The sequence below is a fragment of the Alishewanella longhuensis genome, from assembly GCF_014653435.1.
GTDB classification, from domain to species: Bacteria; Pseudomonadota; Gammaproteobacteria; order Enterobacterales; family Alteromonadaceae; genus Alishewanella; species Alishewanella longhuensis.
Genome location: NZ_BNAO01000004.1, coordinates 52,083 through 70,357, shown reverse-complemented (window position 1 = coordinate 70,357; position 18,275 = coordinate 52,083). Strand labels below are relative to the sequence as shown.

Here is an 18,275-nt window from a genome sequence, read left to right as displayed (position 1 = left end):
GGAGCGGACGGGACTCGAACCCGCGACCCCCGGCGTGACAGGCCGGTATTCTAACCGACTGAACTACCGCTCCGCGCTGGAGTGAGCTTACGCTCATTTGGCATATAACACTTACTGACGTGGCGGAGCGGACGGGACTCGAACCCGCGACCCCCGGCGTGACAGGCCGGTATTCTAACCGACTGAACTACCGCTCCGGTGTACATCGAAAAATTGGCGGAGCGGACGGGACTCGAACCCGCGACCCCCGGCGTGACAGGCCGGTATTCTAACCGACTGAACTACCGCTCCGGATCAGGAAGCTATTTCGATGTAAGTGGCGGAGCGGACGGGACTCGAACCCGCGACCCCCGGCGTGAAAAATTGGTATTCTAACCGACTGAACTACCGCTCCGGATCAGGAAGCTATTTCGATGTAAGTGGCGGAGCGGACGGGACTCGAACCCGCGACCCCCGGCGTGACAGGCCGGTATTCTAACCGACTGAACTACCGCTCCGGTGTACATCGAAAAATTGGCGGAGCGGACGGGACTCGAACCCGCGACCCCCGGCGTGACAGGCCGGTATTCTAACCGACTGAACTACCGCTCCGGTGTACATCGAAAAATTGGCGGAGCGGACGGGACTCGAACCCGCGACCCCCGGCGTGACAGGCCGGTATTCTAACCGACTGAACTACCGCTCCGCGCCAAGCACTAGACAATTTCATTTGGGTATCGTCTGGTGCGGCGGGAATGATACGGATTAGGCTAAAGCCCGTCAACATCTTTTTTGTCAGTTTTGTCTATTCCTTAATCATCCGGTAATGAAAGATCAAGAATGTCATCTGAATCGTTGTTTTTTTGTACCTTTTTAGTTTCAGCTGCAGGGCCTGCCTTAGTTGGTGCAACAACTTTAATTTTTTCCTTGCGCCAAAACAACAAGCTAGATATTGGTTTACCTGTCAAAACAAACCAAATTGCTATGGCACCACCAATCAAAATAAATAAATTAACTACTATAATCCAAAGCCACGGAAATGGCGCCGATGCAGGGGGTTCTGGCGAGGCGATATCTACCGCAAGTTCTTCTTCTGGCAAGGCAGCTAATGCAGGCGCGTCTCTGGCTTGTAAAGTAACCAAAAAGCGTTCTTCCGGCAGATGTAATACAAACTCCCTGCCATCTATCATTTGCCCAAATACACTTACGTTTAAAATATAGCTGCCATGGCCACGGTTTTCCATGGCAAACTGCATAGCCTCACCGGGCGAGGTAATTGAAAAGACATCCATATCCCCATCGGGATAATTGACTTGTGCTTGAAATAGCAAAGATGTGGTATCAACCAAATCTGTTGTAGGCTTTAAGGTTACTAGATGATGGATCTGCTCTGCTGCTGCCGCTGTCACTGCCAAATCCACCGGTGCCGGCTCTATTACTATCGGCGCTTGTTCAATTTCGCGAGTGTATAAAGGCGTTTTTACCGTAAATTTAGGTATCCACTCCCCTGCACCAAAATTTAGTTTAATTTCTCCCGTAAAAATACCATCGCGCGCACTGGCATCATATCCTCTACCATCATCCCGAAAAGTGGCTACTTCAACAATACCGCGGCCAAAGTTGTCATAATCTTTATTATTAGTACTAATAAAAATAACTTGCAGCGTTAAGATATCTTTAAAGTCACGCGCGTTAACGATCTGTTCTCCATCTTTAAGCCGGGCGGTAAGTTTAAAATTTTCACCAACCATTAGAGGCTTTGGTAAGGGATCTACATCTAATTCTACATCGGTAAGTACCAGAATTTTACTTTCTGGCAAAATCCTACCAAGGGCCTGCCAGGGGCCTGGCATTGGCTTAGCGATTTCAATCAAATCATAGGAGGCGGCATCGTGCCAGCGGATATTATGCTGCTTCGCAGTATTGTAAAAAATTTTACTACCATCAGGTCGCACTAGTACTACAGAAGCAGTACCGGGGCGGCGAAACAACACCATTGTGATAGTTTCAATACCGTCATCAATCCGAAAACGATTTTCCAGCAGCGGAATTTGATTGGCAACCGGTAAGTCTTCCAACATCTTAAAACCTGGCTCAGGCTGCGGTAGCGCCGGCTCTGCTATTAATGACAGAGGGAACAGCCAGAGAACCAATAACCACCATCTGCTTAACTGCGCCATAAGCAGCTGCCTCCTTTTTTTTGCACCAGATCAAGCCTGACCTCGTGTGCGGCTGTTTCGCTGTTATCCGCTTTAATCACGCGCAATTTACCACTACGTTGGATTAGCAACGGACCTTGCTGATCTTGCTGTTCTGCCTGTTCATCGGCGGCAAGGTTTAAACTCACTTGCCCACCGGTCATCAACAGATAAACGTCTGCTAAGATCTCAGCATCTAACAAGGCGCCGTGTAATGTCCGGTGGCTATTGTTAATATCATAACGTCGGCATAGCGCATCAAGATTGTTCTTCTGACCAGGATGCAGATCTCTGGCCAACTTTAATGTATCAAGGATACCGCAGTATTGAGCAACGGGTGGTAAGGCAGGTTTTAGCAGGGCAAATTCGTGGTCAATAAAACCAACGTCGAAAGCGGCGTTATGAATTACCAATTCGGCGCCTTGAATATAATCAAAAAAGCTTTGTGCGATATCACGGAATTTGGGCTCGTGCGCCAAACGTTCGTTGGTAATACCGTGTACCGCTATCGCTTCTGCTTCAATCTCCCGTTCAGGGTTGATATAAACATGGAAATTATTACCGGTAAAACGACGGTTAATTAACTCAACACAACCAATCTCAATAATACGGTGGCCTTCTTTCGGGTTAATACCTGTCGTTTCTGTATCAAGAATAATTTGTCGTTTTAACATCGCTTATTTCGCTTCTGCTTGCAATTAAGGTTGATTATATACCCAAACAACTTCAATATGCAGATTTTAGCCAAGACGGTAAAAATCCACGTTTCGCCGTGATTTTATTGGCTTTATTTTGATAGTCAGGACAAGCTTTATGCAAAAAAATGTTGTGATCTACACCGATGGCTCTTGCCTGGGAAATCCGGGGCCAGGTGGCTACGGTACTATACTGCTCTATAAACAACATAGAAAAGAGCTTAGCGGTGGCTTTAGATTAACAACTAATAACAGAATGGAATTGTTGGCTGCTATTATTGGCCTGGAGTCGCTCAAAGATGCATGTCAGGTCGAGCTAACCACCGACAGCCAATATGTTCGACTCGGCATTACTCAGTGGCTGGCGGGCTGGAAACGTAATAATTGGCGCACCAGCCAAAAACAGCCGGTAAAGAATCAAGATTTATGGCAGCGCTTAGATCTTGCTTGCAGCAGACATAACGTCAATTGGCACTGGGTAAAAGCGCATAATGGCCACCCTGAAAACGAACGCTGTGACGAACTCGCCAGAGCGGCTGCCACACATCAGGCAACCGCTATTGACACAGCGTTTGAACAAAATAGTCAGTAACGCGCAGCCTTTATTATTCAGCCGCCAGCATTTTCTCTAGTTCAGCGATAAATTTGGCATCAGTCGGGCTAGTACGGCTGCCAAAATGTACCACCTGTTGCTCGTCTTTACTCACTATATACTTATTAAAATTCCAAGCTGGGCTTTCACCGGTTTTAGCAATTAGCGCTTTAAATACCGGGTTAGCCTTGTCACCACGAACACTGGTCGTTGAGAACATTGGAAACTCAACACCATAGGTCAGATAACATACTTCTGCGGTTTTTTCTTCGTCGCTGTGTTCCTGCCGAAAATCATTAGATGGGAAGCCTAATACCACTAGCCCCTGCTCCTTGTATTGCTGATAAAGGGCCTCTAAAGCTTCGAATTGCGGAGTAAAGCCGCATTTACTGGCCGTATTCACCACTATCAGTGTTTTACCTTTAAATTGTTCGCAAAGGTCCACACTCTCTCTGGTTTTTAGTTGCTGTACTGAGTGCCCTAAAATATCACCGCATTGGGCAGCAGCAGCGGGTGCCATCCACAACATGCTACCTAAAACCGTTAATGCTAACGTTAATTTCATACGTTATCTCCATATCAATGCTGTCAGATCACTTACCTGATTTGTTAAGTATACGCTGTTCATTTTTCGTTGGATTAGCTTTTGCCATAAATTATAAATTTCATCGTCAGAAGAAAAAAAACTCACTGTTTTTACTACCAAAAAATCGGTAAATAATCAGCAAAAGTCTTAGAGGTAGTAAAGATGACATCAATACCGCATATTGAGCCTGAACTGGATGAACTTATTGAAGACCCGGAGCTGGAAAAGAACCTTAACCGTAAAGATGCCAAAATGCGCCAAAAATATGAAGCAAGAAAGCGGATAGATGAGCTATTGGAACAAAAACGGCTAAGGCAGCTACTAGACGATTGGGAACTTACCGACGATTAATGAAAAGAATCAATAATATCCTTACTTGAATAGTTTACCGCGTGCTAAACTGTTAACATCTATTCTAATGCTTTGTTGCGGCAGGCTTTTTGCGCGTGTTTTTAACAAAAACTTACAAACTAACACTCTTTGTAACCCTATTAGTTACTTTGCTAACTGGCATGGCCAGTTTTAGTCTTATCCAGTATTTAGCAGAACAGCGCAATCAGCAGCAAAAACTTCAACTTGCCGATCAGGCGCGTTCTTACGCCGGCGTTATTGAGCAAGAGTTAGTCAGTACCGCTGCCGCGGTTTATGCTATTGCTGGCTGGTTAAAACTGCAGCAAGGTAGCACCCATGGCTTTGAGCGCTATGCCGCCGAAATTTTTCCTTATTATCCGCACGTTACGGCGATGTCATTGGCACCTGCTGGGATTGTAAGTGCCGTTTACCCCGCGTCGGGTGGGCACAATCTGCTAGGACATAATATATTCAGTGATCCGGTACAGCGACATGCCGCACAGAGTATTATCCACAGTCAGCAAGTACAGTTAACAGGCCCCTATCAGTTAGTGCAAGGTGGCACCGGTATTGTTGCCCGCTTACCTGTTAATCTGAATGGCAAAGGCGAAGATGCATTTTGGGGCTTTGTTAATGTTACTTTTCATCTGCAAAAAATGCGCAGCCTGGCACAATTACAGCAATTGCCGACAAGGGGCATCCAATATGCCTTACTACAACAAGCACCAACAGATGCAGAGTTAACGCTCATCGCAGGCAACCCCTTGCCAGCGTCAGAGTACAGCATAAATACCGTCATTTTGGCTGACAGTGCTAACTGGATTTTGTATCTATATCCTGGTAATAGTTGGCTTAATCAAAATGTATTGTACCGGCAAGCCAGCTTAGCAGCGTTATTTACTGCATTAATGGCGCTGCTTAGTTTTTTACTAATGCAAGCATTAGATAGAAAGCGCCAACTCAGCTTGCTGGTTGCCGATAAGACCAGGGATTTACAAACACAGTTAACCCGTCATCGTTCTTTTATTGTTGCCAGTAATACCGCGAGCTGGGAATATGACCCATCGCAGCGCACACTAAGTTGTAGTCCGGAGTATTTTGTTATGCTGGGGCTACCCAAACCTGAGCGGGATATCACTACAGATAGTGTAGATATTTTATGGCAAGATTTACTGCACCCAGCCGATCTCGCGCAGGCAATGCTGACTTTTACCCAGTATCTACAACGTAAAGATAACACACTCTACGAAAGTACTTTTCGGATGCGTCATCAGAGCGGTCACTGGGTATGGATCTTATCCCGAGGACGCTGCATTCAAACCGATACTGCTAAAACGCTGATGATTGGTACCCATATTGATATTACTGAACGCAAAGAAGTCGAACTGCAATTACAGTTGTTAGCACGTTTATTTGAGCAAAGTTCGGAAGGCTTGGTCATTACTAATGAACAACAACAGATTGTGCAGGTAAATCAGGCATTTTGCCAAATCAGTGGTTATAAGCATGATGAAGTAATAGGCAAGGATCCACGGCTGTTGTCGTCCGGTCGTCATGATAAAAATTTCTATAACGCTATGTGGCAAGCTATTAATAGTCTGGGTAGTTGGAAAGGAGAAATCTGGAACCGCCGTAAAGATGGTAGCATTTATCCGGAATGGCTTTCTATCAGCAAAATAGCTGGGGTAGAACCTGGCGAGACCTATTATGTTGGTTTATTTAGTGATATTAGTCAGTATAAGGAAGACGAAGCGCAAATTCGCTTCTTGGCAGAATTTGATACGCTAACGGCCTTACCAAACCGGGTATTATTGATAGACAGAACAGAACGCGCCATTGCCCAAAGTAAAAACGCCCAACAGTCCTTAGTGATGCTAGTTATTGATATCGATCGTTTTAAGCATATCAATGATTCTTTAGGCCATCAGGCTGGGGATGAACTGCTGGTCCAGCTTGCTAACCGGTTAAAAACACATTGCCGAGAACAAGATACCCTAAGCCGGTTAAACAGTGACGAATTTGTGATGCTAAGACCGGATACTGATGGCACCGCTGCCGCAATCCTAGCGGAACAACTTTTGCAGCACATATTGCAACCTTGTTTAATTCAAGGGCATGAATTGGTACTCTCAGCATCGGTAGGCATAGCACTTTATCCTCATGATGGCCAAAACTTTAATGAGCTGTATAAACATGCCGATATTGCCATGTATCAAGCTAAAGAGCATGGCCGAAATACTTACTGTTTTTTTACTCCCCAAATGCAAAAATACCATACCCGTCATTTGCTCTTGGAGAATGCGCTACGTCGAGCCGTAGAGCGTGAGGAACTGCAGTTAGTTTATCAACCGCAAATGTCTCTACACAACCAGCAGCTGATAGGTTTTGAGGTGCTATTACGTTGGCATAACCCAGAGCTAGGCACTATTTCCCCAGCAGAGTTTATTCCGCTGGCCGAGAGCAGTGGTTTAATTGTTCCGATAGGCGACTGGGTGCTCAGCAAAGCATTGACTCAACTGGCGGAGTGGCGAGCCGAAGGCTATAACCAAATAACCATTGCCATTAATTTATCACCACTGCAATTTCGCCAGACCGACTTATTAGCCAAGCTGGAACAGTTGCTGGCCCAACATCAATTGCCGGCAACAACAGTAGAGTTGGAAATTACCGAAAGCGCGATGATGGACGATCCCGCTGCAGCGGCCCATTTAATTACGCAATTTAGTGACAAAGGCTGCAAAATCGCTATAGATGACTTTGGCACCGGCTATTCTTCACTTGGCTATCTAAAACGATTCTCTTTAAGTAAACTTAAGATAGATCAGTCATTTATCCGTGATTTACTGACCGATGCAGATGATAAAGCTATTGTTAGTGCTATCATTAGTATGGCCAAAAGTCTGGAGCTCACCACTATCGCTGAAGGGGTGGAAACGTTAGAGCAGCAGCAAATGTTGCACCAGTTAGGCTGTGATGATATCCAAGGTTATTTTTACAGTAAACCACTTAACAGAAAAGATGCGACTGCGTTTATTCGCAGTCACATTTTCTAATACGCTACTTGTTTTGTTGTATAAAAATACTCTAATCAAATAGGTTCAGCAAAAGCAGAAGACTAAAGCATTAACGTAACAGAAACTCTGCTCTGGTACGGGCGTCATCTTTAAAACTGCCACCCAGGGCTGTCGTCTGCGTTTTCGAATTAACGTCCATCACCCCGCGCGATTTAACACAATAATGTACTGCATCCATCGTTACCGCAACATTATCAGTTTGCAGCAAAGTCTGTAACGCTACCAATATCTGTTGGGTCAGACGTTCTTGCACTTGCGGGCGCTGAGCAAAAAAACGCACTATGCGGTTAATTTTTGACAAGCCAATAATGCGATCTTTCGGAATATAAGCAACTGTTGCACTGCCATCGATGGTCACAAAATGGTGCTCGCACGTACTGGTAAAGCTAATGTCTTTCACTTTAACCATCTCACTAACCTGCATCTTGTTCTCAATCAATGCAATTTTTGGGAAATTCGCGTAGTTTAAACCACCAAAAACTTCATCAACATACATCTTCGCAATACGATGCGGCGTCTCACTTAAGCTATCATCTGCCAAATCCAGACCCAAGGTATTTACTACCTCAGTCATCAACTGACTGATCTTCTGATACTTCTGATCACGGGACAAACCGTTGTCACGCATCGGCGTCTCCAGACCTTTAGCCTCGAGCACACTGCGCACTAACATCGCTTCTTCTGATAACATAATGCTTCCAAAACCTGACTGAGATATCGCTTATACGCTAGGCTTGACTAGGCAGTTTAGCGAGCGCGTCACAATTTTGCTATTTTACACCCTTAAATAGCGAAAGCCCAGCTAAGCCGGGCTCTAAGATCAACAGCAAGGCGTATTACTGCACCAGTGCTAAGGCTTCTAGCAATTCGCGTGGCTCGACTTCAGGGCCGTTTAATGACTCGTCCCAGTTAGTACCAATTAATACACCGTCGTCATACATTTCTTTTAGCCAGCCTTCGCAAAATACATCCAATGGAATAGCTTCAGGCTTATAACCCGCCCATTCATCAGAGCAATGCGCCTGGGCGTCAGCCTTATTAGACCAAAATGGCATAACATCCGTTTCTTCAAATTCTACTGATTCAACAACCAGTAAATCTTCACCATCTGCCAGGGTCCAAACCACACCATGGGTTTTAGCTTCTTCAATAAAACGTTGAAAACTAGGATCGTGTGCAAACTCAGCCATAATAAACCTGCTAAAAAATTATCTACCGGCTGCTATTAAAACAGAGATCAGCCCTGAAAAGCCAACTTTATTCAGTTGTAACGGCATTCACTTTCCCCCTTGACCGAAAATGACGTACAATTTGCGCTGGTCTGACAGCTCTTAACGGACGGAAGCATAAGAATGGCTCAATATATTTACTCCATGTACCGGGTGTCGAAGGTCGTTCCCCCGAAACGTACTATTTTAAAAGATATCTCATTATCGTTTTTCCCCGGCGCCAAAATTGGCGTGCTGGGTTTAAACGGCGCGGGTAAATCAACCCTGCTGCGTATTATGGCTGGTGTTGATACCGAATTTGAAGGTGAAGCACGGCCACTGGCAGGCACTAAGATTGGCTACTTGCCACAAGAACCGCAACTGGATACCAGCAAAACAGTGCGCGAAATTGTGGAAGAAGCCGTAGCAGATGTTAAAGATGCCTTTAGCCGCCTGGATGCTGTTTATGCAGCCTACGCCGATGAAAATGCGGACTTTGATGCCCTGGCACGTGAACAGGGTGAGTTAGAAGCACTTATTCAAGCCAAAGATGGCCACAACCTGGAAAACACGCTGGAACGCGCCGCCGATGCACTGCGTTTACCGCCATGGGATGCCAGCATCCAGCATTTATCAGGTGGTGAGCGCCGCCGGGTGGCCATTTGCCGCCTGCTGTTAGAACGGCCAGATATGTTGTTGCTCGATGAGCCAACCAACCACTTAGATGCCGAATCAGTAGCTTGGTTAGAGCGTTTCTTACATGATTACCCAGGTACTGTAGTGGCTATCACGCACGATAGATACTTCTTAGACAATGTAGCAGGCTGGATCCTGGAGCTTGACCGCGGTGAAGGTATTCCTTGGGAAGGCAACTATTCTTCTTGGTTAGAGCAAAAAGATGCCCGTTTGCAACAAGAGGAAAAAACCGAAAATGCCCGCCAGCGCTCTATCAAACAAGAATTAGAGTGGGTGCGCACTAACCCGAAAGGCCGCCATGCCAAGAGCAAAGCCCGGATGGCGCGCTTTGAAGAGCTGCAAAGCCAGGAATTCCAAAAACGTAACGAAACTAACGAGCTGTTTATTCCGCCTGGACCGCGCTTGGGTGACAAGGTGCTGGAAGTTAACAACCTGCGTAAATCCTTTGGCGATCGGGTGCTGATTGATGACTTAAGCTTTAATGTCCCTAAAGGCGCCATCGTCGGTATTATCGGGCCGAACGGCGCCGGTAAATCAACCTTATTCAGAATGATTACCGGTAGCGAACAGCCCGATAGCGGCAGCATCTCGTTAGGCGATACGGTACAGGTAGCTAGCGTTGAGCAGTTCCGCGATAGCATGAACCCGAAAAATACCGTGTGGCAAGAGATTTCAAACGGCCAGGATATGTTGCAAATAGGCAATTTCCAAATTCCAAGCCGCGCTTATGTCGGTCGTTTTAATTTTAAAGGCAACGATCAGCAAAAGTTTATTGGCGAGCTATCCGGTGGTGAGCGCAACAGAGTCCACCTTGCTGCGCTGTTAAAAGCCGGTGGTAATATGCTACTGCTGGATGAACCGACCAACGATCTGGACGTAGAAACCCTGCGTGCTCTGGAAAACGCGATATTGGATTTCCCTGGCTGCGCGATGGTGATCTCGCACGATCGCTGGTTCTTAGACCGTATCGCTACGCATATTCTGGATTACCGTGACGAAGGGAAAATAAACTTCTTCGAAGGTAACTATTCCGATTATGAAGCCTGGGTAAAACAAACCTATGGTGCAGCAGCATTAGAGCCACATCGGATTAAATACAAAAAGATTTAATCGTCTTTCAAAGTTAACACAACTAACGCCTGCCCTGTGCAGGCGTTTTGTTAGTTGCAAAATAGCCAAAAACTGATAAAGTAACTGAGAATCATTACTATCTAAGGGACTTCATTATGAAAGCGCTGATACTTGCTACTGTTGTTGGTATTTTTACGTTAAGCAGCCAAACCACTTTTGCCAGCGATCGCCCCGCACACTTTAAAGGTGAAGCTATTGCCAACACCCAACAGGCGCTAGTTACACTGGCAGACGCTAATGCTAAACTAACCACTATCCTTGCTGGCGAGCTTAACCCTACTACCATGACTGAGGTGCATCAACTGACTTACACGCTGGAAAATGCCCTGGCGTTAATTCCAGCCGCAGATGATGAAATTAAAGAAGTGCTGGAAGAGGTTCATCTGGGCTCAGAAACGATGGATGCTGAGCGGGTGCGTAATAATGGCGAATATTACCTGCAGTTAGCGAAAAAGCTGACTAAATAAGCGTTTTATACCAGCACAGCTCAAGCTGTGCTGGCTCTCATTAGGGCTTCTGCGCTAAAATCCCGTTATTCCCATCTTACTCTGATCCCTTGTTATGAGCAGTTGGCAACTGATTACCTGGCTTGGTGCTGTCGTTATTTTGCTGGGCTTTTTCCCAAAAGAGTTTATCCCGCGCTTACTGAAGGTTGCTGGCTATCAGCATTTGGTCTTTGCCTCTGCCGTTTTCCTAACCCTACTATGGTCTGTCCGGGCGGGCATAGTACCGGGCTTAGACTTATTCTTTTTAGGCGTAACCACTTTGGTACTCTGCCATGGTTGGCATATTGCTATCTGGATTTGCTGTGTACCGCTACTGTTATTAATACTATTTGGCACAGTAACACCAGCGGACGGTGGCGCTTTTGCCTTAACGACCTTTATCTTACCCGCGCTATTTAGTTATGCGGTATTTAGCTGGTCTTATCATTATTTAAGCCGCCATCTGTTTATTTATATTTTTGTCGCGGGTTTTATTAACTCGGCTTTTACCATAGTGTTAAAGATCCTACTGACTTCAGGCTGGTTTTATCTACAAGAGGCGCATAACTGGCACACCATCTACCAGAACTATACACAATTAGCCTTATTAATTTGGTTTGGCGAAGCTCTGTTAAATGGTATGGCAATCACACTAATGGCCGTGTACCGGCCAGAGTGGCTGAGAACCTTTTACGATAACGAGTATCTGTCGCCAGAACGCTAGGGCTGAATTTAGATTAGGGCCTGTTGACGCCCTAGACCACACCTTGCTCGATCATCGCATCGGCAACCCGTTTAAAGCCGGCAATGTTGGCTCCCAGGACCAAATTCCCCGGCTGGCCAAACTGCTCAGCGGTATCACGGGCGCGCAGATAGATATTATGCATAATCACTTTCAGTTTTTCGTCTACCTCAGCAAAAGACCAACGCTGCATACTGGCGTTTTGGGCCATTTCTAATTGACTGGTTGCCACACCACCTGCATTTGCCGCTTTTCCCGGACCATAAGCGATACCACTTTGTAGAAAGATTTCCACCGCTTCTGGTGTAGAAGGCATATTAGCGCCCTCAGATACCGCTATACACCCTTGCGCAACTAATGCTTTAGCATCGGCAGCGGTAAGCTCGTTTTGGGTAGCACAAGGAAAGGCGAGATCCGCTTTTAGGCGCCATACCGCATGGCCATCAGCAGGATAGTCGGCTTTAGCAATATACTCTGCCTCTGGATAGTGTTTAACATAGTCAGTTAACCGACCTTGCTCTACTTCTTTAATCTGTTTTAAAGCAGCCAACTCAATACCACTGGCATGGTATAGGGTACCGGCTGAATCAGAACAACTAACCACTTGAGCACCCAATTGCTGCAGTTTTTCAATAGTATAGATAGCTACATTACCCGCACCCGACACCAGGCAGGTTTTACCCGCCAGTTCATGCCCAAGATCAGCCAGCATATACTGCGCAAAGTAAACACAACCATAACCTGTCGCTTCTTTACGGCCCAGGGAACCGCCCCATAACAAGCTTTTACCGGTAAACACGCCGTCAAAGCTATTAACCAGCTTTTTATACTGGCCAAACATATAGCCTATCTCACGGGCACCAACGCCAATGTCGCCAGCTGGCACATCAGTAGTCGGGCCAATATGCCGATAAAGCTCATTCATAAAAGACTGGCAAAAGCGCATAATCTCGCCATCTGATTTACCTTTGGGATCAAAATTCGCCCCGCCTTTACCGCCACCAATAGGTAAACCGGTGAGCGCATTTTTAAAAATCTGCTCAAAGCCTAAGAATTTTATAATGCTGGCATTCACCGACGGATGAAAACGCAGGCCACCTTTGTAGGGGCCAAGCGCAGAGTTAAACTCAACCCGATACCCTTTATTCACTTGAATATTACCCTGATCATCCACCCAAGGTACCCGAAACATAATCTGCCGCTCGGGCTCAATCATCCGTTCAATAATAGCTTGCTGCCGGTACTTAGGATTATGCTCTAAAATTGGAGTAAGTGACTCCAGCACTTCTTCTACGGCTTGATAAAATTCTGCCTGTGCCGGGCTGCTTTGTTGTAAACGAACAATGGTGTCATGGATATAGGTCATGGGATCTTTCTGTTGGATAACAATAGATAGCGGCAATCATGATGTCTAGACGTATAGAAGTCAACGCAAAAGGTATTCAGCAAAAGAATAAAAGGAATAAAAAATCACAATAAAAGCATAAATACCTACCGAAAGACGTATTGATAGCATATTTACCGATGCACAAGCTTAACGCCTCAACGTGACGACCGTAAAATAAAAAATTAACCAATAAATAGTGAAATTAGTCACTTTTTAGTTTTTTACTTTTTTTGAAAAACTAAAAAAATGCAAACACAAAAATTAAAACAATAAAATCAATAGCTTGAATTAATATAAAAGCTGGCACAGCACTTGTAATAGTAAGGGGGTAGTAACCTACTAACCCTTAACTAAGTGAGCCTTAATATGAAAACTGTAACTAACACCATCCTTGCCAGCCTGTTCGGTCTAAGCCTGCTAATCCCAGCGAGTGCTAATACGTTAAGTGACCTGACCACAGAGGTATTAACTAAGCAACTGACTGAGCTACAAGAGTCAATTAAAAATCAAACTAAGCAAGCTATTGAAAGCACTGCAAAACAACTAGCAGAACAATTTAGCTTAACAGCTGCTACGCCAGCGCAGTTAAGCAGCAATGCACAGGCCGTCGCTGATAAAGTTCAGGCTGAAGAAAGCCCGCAAGCTGAGGAAGAATAATGCAGAGAACGCAAATGCCAGTTGTATCGCAAATGCTTTTAATCATCAACACACCGGTAATAATACGATTACCGGTAGTGACATACTTACCATTCATAACTAAAACAGCGAATCGTACACCACCACGTGTTGCGGTGGTGTAGAAAACAAGCTTAGCCTTTAAGCACTGTTGCCACTGCTTTGGCAAAGTAGTCAATATTGCTGTGATTTAACCCGGCAATACTTACCCGGCTAGAGCCCACCATATAAATACTAAACTCTGCCTTTAACCGGTCAATTTGTTCTTTGCTAATGCCTAAGAAACTGAACATACCATGCTGACGGGTAATAAAGCTAAAATCTTGCGTAATACCTTCTGCAGCAAATTTATCAATAATCAGCTGCCGGTAACTGTTGATACGATCGCGCATTTCAGCCAGCTCATGGTACCACAGGGCCGTAAGTTCAGCACTGTCCAGAATATGGCCAACAATAATAGCACCATGTGCCGGTGGCATAGAATAAATGCTACGCACGACACTGAGTAAATTCACTCGGGCGATATCCATAATTTTGCTATCAGCAGATACTATGCTAACCGCTCCAATCCGCTCACGGTACAGGCCAAAATTTTTGGAGCAAGAGCTACATAAAATCAGCTCTGGAACCTGATCGGCTAAATAGCGTAAACCGGCGGCATCTTCATCTAAGCCAACACCAAAGCCCTGATAGGCCATGTCAACTAAAGGGGTAAAACCCCGTTCTTTAGCAATGGCAGTAAAACGTTGCCATTGCTCAAAATTAAGATCCATACCACTAGGGTTGTGGCAGCAGGCATGCACCAGCACCACATCGCCCGCTGGGACTTTTGCCAGATCGGCAAACATTTCCTCAACCTGCAAGCCTTTGGTTTGATAATCGTAATAGGCATATTCTTTTACGTTCAAACCCGCTGCCTGAAATAACGAAATATGATTTGCCCAGGTAGGCGTGGTAACCCAAATGGTCGCATTGGGGTTAGCCCGCTTAATGAATTCGGCTGCTACGCGCAGTGCGCCCGTACCACCAGGGGTATGGGCAGTCGTCACGCGATTTGCCAACAACACCTGATGCGCTGCCCCAAAGGCTAACTTTTCAATATGGCTGTTAAAGCCAAGATCACCGGCCATGCCGATGTAGGTTTTGCTATCTTCTTGCTTTAAACGCAATGCTTCGGCTTCTTTTACGCATTTCAGCACGGCCGTGTGGCCTTGCTCGTCTTTGTAAACACCGACACCTAGATCAACTTTTTGCGGATTTGGATCTTCACGATACGCAGCCATCAACCCCAAAATAGGGTCGGTAGCCACTGGCTTTAACTGAGCAAACATAATGTTCTACCTGATTTATGGTTATTAAGGGGTTGGCCGCATTATGCTGTGGCCGGTAAAAACCTGGGTATAATTAAGCATACCGCTACCAGCAAGGCCATAGCCTCGGCTGTAAAAACGTCTTTAGTAAAATCTTCAGCATCAACAATACCCACTATTCTGCCTGATTGGTCAAACAGTGGCAAACAGGCTTCGGCCAGAACTTTCGGATCGCACGTGTAGTATTCGCCACCCTGTTGTAAATAAGCCGCGACATCATTAATTACCCGCGCCTTACCGCTTAAACCAACAGCACTGTTATTACTGATTTTGGCAAACTCTACCGTTAACGGAAATTCTGCTCTGGAAGGCGCACCAAAATAACTCAACTTAACTAATACCGGCTCGCCAGCAACATTGTCTCTAGCCTGATAAATACCAAACCAAGCCACTTTTGCCTGTTGCTGATAAAAATCTGTGATCTGACTAAGCTTGCCAAGCGCCAGCTGGTTTGCTGCGGTTTGCCCCCCCAGAATAGCGGTTAAATCGTACGGCGCATCCGCTAGTACACCAAATAAGGAGCAGGCACCGCCCTCGCCTAATTCTGGCACAGCATAGTGCCATTGTGCTTCTTGCTTGGTATCGGCGGTCAAAGTGGCAGCGAGTTGCTGTAAGTAACCTTCGGTAAGGGCAGTAAAGTTTGCCAATGGCACAGTTAACTGACTCAACAGACCACTTGTCTCTAAGTACATTTGTACCGCTTCTGTCACATTTAAGGTGTTATTAACTGCATCAATCAAGATATAGCCATCCAGATTTCTAAAAACATAGGTAGCATTTTACCAGATACCATTAAAAAACCAAGCCAATGCCAGAAAAACTTGCTGGCTGCAGCAAGGCTAAGTAAGCTTGCCGATATTCAGCACTACATTCATTAAACACCCGCTATTATGAGTAAAAAAATTTCACTGGCCGATTGGCAACAACAACTCGCCGGCTCTGCGGCCACAGAGCATAGCATGGCTAACCAACCTGCTAAAACAGCGCAGGCTGATCTGGTTTATTCCACGGCAGGCGGCCGCATCAAAGCGGAACAAAGCGAATCATTGCAGGGCGAGCGCTATGCCGACGGTGCCTTACGCATCAAACGGGAAACTAAAGGCCGTGGTGGTAAAACTGTCCTCACCATCACAGGGCTAACGGGTACCACCGCAGAGTTAACCACCCTTTGCACTGAATTAAAAAAGAAGTGTGCCTGTGGCGGTGCGGTAAAAGATGGCGTGATTGAAATACAAGCAGATAAACGGGAGTTTGTCGCAGAACTATTACAACAAAAAGGCTATAAGGTAAAACAAGCCGGAGGTTAACTCCGGCTTAGTCGTTATTATGTAAGCGTGCTGACTTTATGGTGCTCTAAGGCACGCCCGAACTACTTTTACTTAACGGCAGACTCCGAATTATCTTCACGGCCAAATACCTGTTTAAAGAAGCTATCTTCACGCCATAGTGGCTTTTGCGGGCTATTGGCTACATCCAACGCAATATTAAAATTAATATCGGTAAATACTGCGCCGGCATCATAGCGAATAGCGCCGTATTCTTTGGTTAGACTGGCAATATCATCCGAAGGTTTATGATAATGCTTAGCAAAAAAGCTGCCCCAAATTTTACCGCCATCTTGCGCAGGATCTTTAGAGGTAAAGCCGGTCATTAAAAACACCGCTGGTACCCCTTGCTGCACTAAACGATAATGATCTGAGCGGGTAAAAATAGCCTGTTCAGGCATAGGATCCGCACTTAACGCTATTCCCTCTTTGGCTGCAGCACGCGCCACCACATCACCCAAAGTCGAATGATTGGCACCAAAGGCAATTAAATCTGCAAAGGGGTATAGTAGCACTGGCATATCCAAATTCACATTAGCCACTAACTGCGTTACCGGAACTGGCGGCTGTTTCGCAAAATAATCAGCACCCAGTAAGCCTTTTTCTTCACCAGTTACCGCAGCGAACAAAATAGAACGTTTCGGTGCGGTTGGTAAGGCTGCAAACAAGCGGGCCGTTTCCAGTAAAATTGCCACACCTGCGGCGTTATCCATGGCACCGTTATTTACCTTATCGTCGGTACGGAGATCATTTGATAAACCAATATGATCTGAGTGTGCCGTTAATACTACATATTCGTGCTTTAATTGCGGATCTGAACCCGGCAATACCGCCAGTACATTTGGGCTGTCGATAGCCTGATGCTGGGTTTTGCTAGTTAGCTGTATAGTGCCCGGTAATGCGAAACCGCTTGGGATTTTATCTTCGGCAAGCGCGGCAAAGATTGTCTCCAGCGATTGCTCAGCATTGTTAAACAGGCTTTTCGCCGCGTCTGGGTGTAAGTAAGCGCTCCCTTTAATCTGTGGAAAGCCCCTGCCAATATTACCCGCTTCATCCAACCAGCCCATTGCCGGGGTATTTAAAAATAACAAACTATTGGCATAAGGCCGCGTTTTTTCCTGCTCTGGCGTATGCAGCGTTAAAATACCGATAGCGCCACGCTCGGCAGCAAATTCCGTTTTCATACTGCCCAAATACGCCCGCTCTTCGCTAGGTAAAAAGGCCGGTAAGCCCGCTAACATTACTACCACTTTACCCTCTACATCTAGCTTGGCATAGTCGTTTAAGCCAAAGGTGTCAGACACCAGGCCATAGCCGACAAACACCATTTTTCCCTGTAGTGCCAAATCAGTCTGCTGCAGATTAGGGCCGGTAAAAAACTGCTGCGGATAACTCAATGACACCGTTTCATCTGCCAGGCTAAAGCGTAAACTGGCACTGCCAGGCACCAATTGCGCTTTGCGCATTGGTACCCGCTGATAAAAACTACCGTCTGCGGCGCCACCTTGTAAGCCTAACGCTTGGAGCTGTTGGGCGATATAACGTGAAGCTATTTCGTGACCACGACTGCCGGTATCACGCCCTTCCAATAAATCGTCAGCTAAAAAGGTAAGATGGCTTTCGATCACACTGGCACTGGCACGCGGTGCGGGCTGTTGTGGTGCCGAAGCACAAGCCACTATGGTTAACGCCGCTACAGCGAGCATTAAAAAAGAATTTTTAAACATGCGAACAAGGTCCTTAAACAATAAAAAAGTGCCAGCTAACTGGCACTTGATAAT

Annotated in this window: 17 protein-coding genes and 7 tRNA genes; 8 read left to right on the top strand and 16 right to left on the bottom strand. The window is 45.9% G+C overall.

Annotated elements, in window-relative coordinates:
• The 9 genes from IE163_RS09385 to dnaQ all read right to left on the bottom strand — a co-directional run bounded on the left by IE163_RS09385 (nucleotide 1) and on the right by dnaQ (nucleotide 2,851).
• Nucleotides 1-73 (bottom strand) — tRNA-Asp (locus tag IE163_RS09385).
• A 47-nt stretch (nucleotides 74-120) separates the two neighbouring features.
• Nucleotides 121-197: transfer RNA gene (locus IE163_RS09380), tRNA-Asp, on the bottom strand.
• A 17-nt stretch (nucleotides 198-214) separates the two neighbouring features.
• A tRNA-Asp gene (locus tag IE163_RS09375) sits at nucleotides 215-291 on the bottom strand.
• A 26-nt stretch (nucleotides 292-317) separates the two neighbouring features.
• Nucleotides 318-394: transfer RNA gene (locus IE163_RS09370), tRNA-OTHER, on the bottom strand.
• A 26-nt stretch (nucleotides 395-420) separates the two neighbouring features.
• Nucleotides 421-497: transfer RNA gene (locus IE163_RS09365), tRNA-Asp, on the bottom strand.
• A gap of 17 nt (nucleotides 498-514) precedes the next feature.
• Nucleotides 515-591, bottom strand: a tRNA-Asp gene (locus tag IE163_RS09360).
• A 17-nt stretch (nucleotides 592-608) separates the two neighbouring features.
• Nucleotides 609-685: transfer RNA gene (locus IE163_RS09355), tRNA-Asp, on the bottom strand.
• 106 nt (nucleotides 686-791) lie between these two features.
• The gene (locus IE163_RS09350) at nucleotides 792-2,159 is read right to left on the bottom strand and encodes a TIGR03503 family protein (protein ID WP_189432539.1); all 1,368 of its coding nucleotides are present in this window, start codon (nucleotides 2,157-2,159) and stop codon (nucleotides 792-794) included.
• On the bottom strand, nucleotides 2,147-2,851 hold the full coding sequence (dnaQ, locus tag IE163_RS09345) for a DNA polymerase III subunit epsilon (protein ID WP_189432538.1): 705 nt from the start codon (nucleotides 2,849-2,851) through the stop codon (nucleotides 2,147-2,149). The genes IE163_RS09350 and dnaQ overlap by 13 nt, the downstream gene beginning before the upstream one ends.
• A 139-nt stretch (nucleotides 2,852-2,990) precedes the next feature.
• On the opposite strand from dnaQ, the gene rnhA reads away from it, so the two are divergent.
• The gene (rnhA, locus tag IE163_RS09340; RefSeq protein ID WP_189432536.1) at nucleotides 2,991-3,464 is read left to right on the top strand and encodes a ribonuclease HI; all 474 of its coding nucleotides are present in this window, start codon (nucleotides 2,991-2,993) and stop codon (nucleotides 3,462-3,464) included.
• Between the two features lie 13 nt (nucleotides 3,465-3,477).
• Here rnhA and IE163_RS09335 read toward each other — a convergent pair whose 3' ends face one another.
• Entirely contained in the window at nucleotides 3,478-4,029 is a 552-nt protein-coding gene (locus tag IE163_RS09335; protein ID WP_189432534.1) for a glutathione peroxidase, read from the bottom strand.
• Between the two features lie 183 nt (nucleotides 4,030-4,212).
• On the opposite strand from IE163_RS09335, the gene IE163_RS09330 reads away from it, so the two are divergent.
• Together IE163_RS09330 and IE163_RS09325 are read left to right on the top strand one after the other, a co-directional pair.
• On the top strand, nucleotides 4,213-4,401 hold the full coding sequence (locus tag IE163_RS09330; RefSeq protein ID WP_189432532.1) for a PA3496 family putative envelope integrity protein: 189 nt from the start codon (nucleotides 4,213-4,215) through the stop codon (nucleotides 4,399-4,401).
• A gap of 95 nt (nucleotides 4,402-4,496) precedes the next feature.
• A complete protein-coding gene (locus IE163_RS09325) occupies nucleotides 4,497-7,454 on the top strand; it encodes a bifunctional diguanylate cyclase/phosphodiesterase (RefSeq protein ID WP_229833508.1) in 2,958 nt (985 codons plus the stop codon).
• A 70-nt stretch (nucleotides 7,455-7,524) separates the two neighbouring features.
• On the opposite strand, the gene folE is transcribed toward IE163_RS09325, so the two are convergent.
• The gene (folE, locus tag IE163_RS09320; RefSeq protein ID WP_189432530.1) at nucleotides 7,525-8,166 is read right to left on the bottom strand and encodes a GTP cyclohydrolase I FolE; all 642 of its coding nucleotides are present in this window, start codon (nucleotides 8,164-8,166) and stop codon (nucleotides 7,525-7,527) included.
• A gap of 145 nt (nucleotides 8,167-8,311) precedes the next feature.
• Entirely contained in the window at nucleotides 8,312-8,665 is a 354-nt protein-coding gene (locus IE163_RS09315) for a DUF2750 domain-containing protein (RefSeq protein WP_189432529.1), read from the bottom strand.
• A gap of 162 nt (nucleotides 8,666-8,827) precedes the next feature.
• Between IE163_RS09315 and ettA the strand changes: the two genes are divergently transcribed.
• From ettA to IE163_RS09300, 3 genes are all read left to right on the top strand, one after another.
• Entirely contained in the window at nucleotides 8,828-10,489 is a 1,662-nt protein-coding gene (gene ettA / locus IE163_RS09310) for an energy-dependent translational throttle protein EttA (RefSeq protein WP_189432528.1), read from the top strand.
• A gap of 116 nt (nucleotides 10,490-10,605) precedes the next feature.
• A complete protein-coding gene (locus IE163_RS09305; RefSeq protein WP_189432527.1) occupies nucleotides 10,606-10,977 on the top strand; it encodes a DUF6746 family protein in 372 nt (123 codons plus the stop codon).
• Between the two features lie 94 nt (nucleotides 10,978-11,071).
• The gene (locus IE163_RS09300; RefSeq protein ID WP_189432526.1) at nucleotides 11,072-11,719 is read left to right on the top strand and encodes an energy-coupling factor ABC transporter permease; all 648 of its coding nucleotides are present in this window, start codon (nucleotides 11,072-11,074) and stop codon (nucleotides 11,717-11,719) included.
• A gap of 31 nt (nucleotides 11,720-11,750) precedes the next feature.
• Here the strand turns inward: IE163_RS09300 and gdhA are convergent, their stop codons facing one another.
• Nucleotides 11,751-13,103, bottom strand: coding sequence for an NADP-specific glutamate dehydrogenase (gene gdhA / locus IE163_RS09295; RefSeq protein ID WP_189432525.1), 1,353 nt, complete (start codon nucleotides 13,101-13,103; stop codon nucleotides 11,751-11,753).
• Nucleotides 13,104-13,490: 387 nt separating this feature from the next.
• Between gdhA and IE163_RS09290 the strand changes: the two genes are divergently transcribed.
• Complete coding sequence (locus IE163_RS09290; protein ID WP_189432524.1) at nucleotides 13,491-13,781, top strand: hypothetical protein; 291 nt, start codon at nucleotides 13,491-13,493, stop codon at nucleotides 13,779-13,781.
• Between the two features lie 152 nt (nucleotides 13,782-13,933).
• Here the strand turns inward: IE163_RS09290 and IE163_RS09285 are convergent, their stop codons facing one another.
• Entirely contained in the window at nucleotides 13,934-15,130 is a 1,197-nt protein-coding gene (locus tag IE163_RS09285) for an amino acid aminotransferase (RefSeq protein WP_189432523.1), read from the bottom strand.
• Between the two features lie 41 nt (nucleotides 15,131-15,171).
• Nucleotides 15,172-15,909 carry a GAF domain-containing protein gene (locus IE163_RS09280; protein ID WP_229833507.1) on the bottom strand — a complete coding sequence of 246 codons (738 nt, stop codon included), beginning with the start codon at nucleotides 15,907-15,909 and terminating at the stop codon, nucleotides 15,172-15,174.
• A 150-nt stretch (nucleotides 15,910-16,059) separates the two neighbouring features.
• On the opposite strand from IE163_RS09280, the gene IE163_RS09275 reads away from it, so the two are divergent.
• The gene (locus tag IE163_RS09275) at nucleotides 16,060-16,476 is read left to right on the top strand and encodes a translation initiation factor (RefSeq protein WP_189432519.1); all 417 of its coding nucleotides are present in this window, start codon (nucleotides 16,060-16,062) and stop codon (nucleotides 16,474-16,476) included.
• 68 nt (nucleotides 16,477-16,544) lie between these two features.
• Here IE163_RS09275 and IE163_RS09270 read toward each other — a convergent pair whose 3' ends face one another.
• On the bottom strand, nucleotides 16,545-18,221 hold the full coding sequence (locus IE163_RS09270) for a M28 family metallopeptidase (RefSeq protein WP_189432517.1): 1,677 nt from the start codon (nucleotides 18,219-18,221) through the stop codon (nucleotides 16,545-16,547).
• Between the last annotated feature and the right edge of the window lie 54 nt (nucleotides 18,222-18,275).

Bases quoted from the DNA above. Each gene is read 5' to 3' on its own strand.
- IE163_RS09350 (WP_189432539.1), bottom strand. From the start codon at position 2,159: ATGGCGCAGTTAAGCAGATGGTGGTTATTGGTTCTCTGGCTGTTCCCT.
- dnaQ (WP_189432538.1), bottom strand. From the start codon at position 2,851: ATGTTAAAACGACAAATTATTCTTGATACAGAAACGACAGGTATTAAC.
- rnhA (WP_189432536.1), top strand. From the start codon at position 2,991: ATGCAAAAAAATGTTGTGATCTACACCGATGGCTCTTGCCTGGGAAAT.
- IE163_RS09335 (WP_189432534.1), bottom strand. From the start codon at position 4,029: ATGAAATTAACGTTAGCATTAACGGTTTTAGGTAGCATGTTGTGGATG.
- IE163_RS09330 (WP_189432532.1), top strand. From the start codon at position 4,213: ATGACATCAATACCGCATATTGAGCCTGAACTGGATGAACTTATTGAA.
- folE (WP_189432530.1), bottom strand. From the start codon at position 8,166: ATGTTATCAGAAGAAGCGATGTTAGTGCGCAGTGTGCTCGAGGCTAAA.
- IE163_RS09315 (WP_189432529.1), bottom strand. From the start codon at position 8,665: ATGGCTGAGTTTGCACACGATCCTAGTTTTCAACGTTTTATTGAAGAA.
- ettA (WP_189432528.1), top strand. From the start codon at position 8,828: ATGGCTCAATATATTTACTCCATGTACCGGGTGTCGAAGGTCGTTCCC.
- IE163_RS09305 (WP_189432527.1), top strand. From the start codon at position 10,606: ATGAAAGCGCTGATACTTGCTACTGTTGTTGGTATTTTTACGTTAAGC.
- IE163_RS09300 (WP_189432526.1), top strand. From the start codon at position 11,072: ATGAGCAGTTGGCAACTGATTACCTGGCTTGGTGCTGTCGTTATTTTG.
- gdhA (WP_189432525.1), bottom strand. From the start codon at position 13,103: ATGACCTATATCCATGACACCATTGTTCGTTTACAACAAAGCAGCCCG.
- IE163_RS09290 (WP_189432524.1), top strand. From the start codon at position 13,491: ATGAAAACTGTAACTAACACCATCCTTGCCAGCCTGTTCGGTCTAAGC.
- IE163_RS09285 (WP_189432523.1), bottom strand. From the start codon at position 15,130: ATGTTTGCTCAGTTAAAGCCAGTGGCTACCGACCCTATTTTGGGGTTG.
- IE163_RS09275 (WP_189432519.1), top strand. From the start codon at position 16,060: ATGAGTAAAAAAATTTCACTGGCCGATTGGCAACAACAACTCGCCGGC.
- IE163_RS09270 (WP_189432517.1), bottom strand. From the start codon at position 18,221: ATGTTTAAAAATTCTTTTTTAATGCTCGCTGTAGCGGCGTTAACCATA.